Below are 2,794 nucleotides of genomic sequence, written 5' to 3' on the forward strand. Positions count from 1 at the left end.
CACGCGTCCATTAATGGACAAGAGCATCAAGACTCCCCGGCCCTGCTGGCGGCTGGCGTAGATTACCATGGTGCCGTTGGGCGCAACAGTAGGTGACTCGTCCAGAGTGCTATCAGTGAGGATCTTTACACTACCTCGCTGCAAATCCTGGGCCGCCACCTTGAAATTGGTGAAACCATCCTGGCGATGGATCATCACCAGAGTCTTTTCATCAGCCGAAAGCTTCGGGTTGGCGTTGTAGTTGCCAATGAAGGTCACACGCTCGGCACCACCGCCGCTGGCGCTGGTTTTGTAGATCTGCGGCTTGCCGCCACGGTCCGAGGTGAAGTAGATGGTCGAACCATCCTTGCCCCAGTACGGTTCGGTGTTGATGCCAGGACCTGCAGTCACACGAGTGATCTGACGCGAACCCAGGTTCATCACATAGATGTCCGGGTTGCCGTCTTTCGACAGGACGAAAGCCAGGCGATTGCCATCCGGCGACCAGGCTGGCGCGCCGTTCAGGCCTTCGAAGTTGGTGATCTGCTCACGACGACCGGTGTCGATGTTCTGCATGAAGATCCGTGGACGCTTCTGCTCGAACGACACGTAGGCGATGCGCTTGCCATCCGGGGCGAAACGCGGCGACAGGATCGGCTCGCGCGATTGCAGCAGAGTCACGGCACGGGCACCGTCGTAGTCCGAACGCTGCAGGGTGTAGCGCGTGTTCTTCTCGGAGAAACGCTCGGCTGTCACGTACAGCAGACGGGTCGAAAACGCACCTTTGATACCGGTGAGTTTTTCGAACGACTGGTCCGAGATGAAGTGCGCCATGTCGCGCAGCTGCTCGGTGGTACCGGAAACACTGCCGTCAGCCACTTTCTGCTCGGTGGCCACGTTGAACAGTGCCCACTGCACCTGCAGGCGACCGCCTGCCGGAGCAATGCTGCCGACCATCATGTATTGAGCACCCACCGCCTTCCAGTCACGGAAAATGATTTCGCTCGGCTGGCTTGGCTGGCTGATCATGTTTTGCTTCGGAATCGGCGAGTAGTAGCCCGAGTTCCGCAAATCGTTACCAATGATTTCTGCCATGTCATCCGGCAACACGGCACCGCCCTGCATACCGAACGGAACGACGGCGATCGGAGTCGCCCGATCGCTGCCGCTGGTGACCAGAATGTTCTTTTCATCCGCCATCGCGATCCCTGCCATGCAGCAGATCACGACCAGCATTCCTCGAAGAAGGTTTCTCACAAGGCTAGATCCTCAGGTGTGAATGTCATCTTGAATGAACGATACGGAGCGAAATCGCTCGGCTTCATTCCCTGCATTTCCGTCAAACGTCCAATATTCTTCACTGCCGCGACTGCCGAAGCATCGAACGGACCGTCGCCACTGGACTTGGCCACGCTGACCGAAGTCACCGTACCGTCCGGCAACATGCCGATTTGCAGCACGACCGTCATGCCTTTGCGTGCCGAAGGAGGACGCGCCCAACCTTCCGCTGCTCGCGCACGAATCAGGTCATCGAAACTGCCCGCGACTTCGTCACCCTGCTCATCGGCCAAGGCCTGCTGACGCTGCGGCGTGTCGGAAAGCAAATCTGCCAGGGCCTGAGCCTTTTTCTCTTCGGCGGATTTACGTGCCGCTTCCTGCGATTTCTTCTTCGCAGCATCGGCAGCAGCTTTCTTCTTCGCTTCGTCGGCGACTTTCTTCTTCGCCTCTTCAGCTTCAGCTTTCTTCTTGGCGTCTTCGGCGGCTTTCTTCTTCGCGTCTTCGACGATCTTCTTCTTGGCTTCTTCAGCGGCCGCTTTCTTGGCCTCTTCTTTAGCCTCTTCTTCGGCTTTCTTCTTGGCTATATCAGCCAATTGTTTCTCTTCTGCCTTCTTGGCCTCGGCTTTCTTCGCATCGTCGGCTTTCTTGGCTTCATCAGCCTTTTTCGCCTCGTCCGCTTTCTTCGCCTCGTCGGCCTTCTTGGCTTCCTCGGCCTTTTGAGCCGCTTCTTCTTTCTTTTGTTCCGCAGCCTTCACCGCTTCCTGCTCGACCTTTTTCTGTTCCATCTGCTCGACTTCGGTCTGGCGCGCGGCGGATTTCTTAGCCTCACCCGCAATCTTCTGATTGGTCTGGGTGGTTGCCTGACTTTTCGATTTCAGCTGGTACAGGGTCGCCTGGACAATCGGCTTGGCCGGCGGCAACTCCGGTGTGAAGGCGAAACTGACGAACAGCATGCCGAACACCAGCACGTGCAGGACAATCGCCAGAACACTAGGCCAGAAGTAGCTTTCCGAGGCGGACGGCTCTCGCTGTTGCTGCATCAGGGGGCCTCGGTAATCAAACCAACATTACCGACCCCGGCTTTCTGCAACCCGCCCATGGCGCCCATGACGGCGCCGTAGTCGACCGACTTGTCGCCACGGATAAAGACCTGGGTACGCTTGCCGCCTTCGGTGCCGGCGCGAATGATCTTGGTCACCGCGTCAGTCATCTGCGGCAGGGTCATTGCCCTGTCCTGCTGCTTTTCAGTATCGACTTCGCTGCCAAGGTTCCAGTAGTAGGTCTTGTCAGCCTTGATCGAAATGGTCAGCACCTGAGTGTTGTTGTCCTGCGGCAAGGCTTCGCTGGAAACCTTGGGCAGATCCACTTTCACGCCCTGATTGAGCATCGGCGCGGTCACCATGAAGATAACCAGCAGCACCAGCATCACGTCGATGTATGGCACCACGTTCATCTCGGCGACCGGCTTGCGCTTGTTTCGGGCTCGAGCGATTAAAGCCATCGGGAAATACCTGCTTATTCTACGCTGGTGTGCACT

At 57.4% G+C, this 2,794-nt stretch carries 3 protein-coding genes; all 3 read right to left on the reverse strand.

The genetic code is table 11. The features are described 5' to 3' along the window. The coding region (tolB, locus tag ACIOUG_RS14230; RefSeq protein ID WP_401066497.1) for a Tol-Pal system beta propeller repeat protein TolB at window positions 1-1,215 on the reverse strand (1,215 nt) is incomplete at its 3' end. Between the two features lie 17 nt (window positions 1,216-1,232). After that, window positions 1,233-2,297, reverse strand: coding sequence for a cell envelope integrity protein TolA (gene tolA, locus ACIOUG_RS14235; RefSeq protein WP_007962027.1), 1,065 nt, complete (start codon window positions 2,295-2,297; stop codon window positions 1,233-1,235). Beyond that, window positions 2,297-2,749: a protein TolR gene (tolR, locus tag ACIOUG_RS14240; protein ID WP_161794900.1), complete on the reverse strand. Its 453-nt coding sequence runs from the start codon at window positions 2,747-2,749 to the stop codon at window positions 2,297-2,299. Before tolR ends, tolA begins: the two co-directional genes overlap by 1 nt. Window positions 2,750-2,794: the final 45 nt, after the last annotated feature.

Source organism: Pseudomonas sp. NPDC087803 (assembly GCF_044742995.1).
GTDB lineage: Bacteria > Pseudomonadota > Gammaproteobacteria > Pseudomonadales > Pseudomonadaceae > Aquipseudomonas.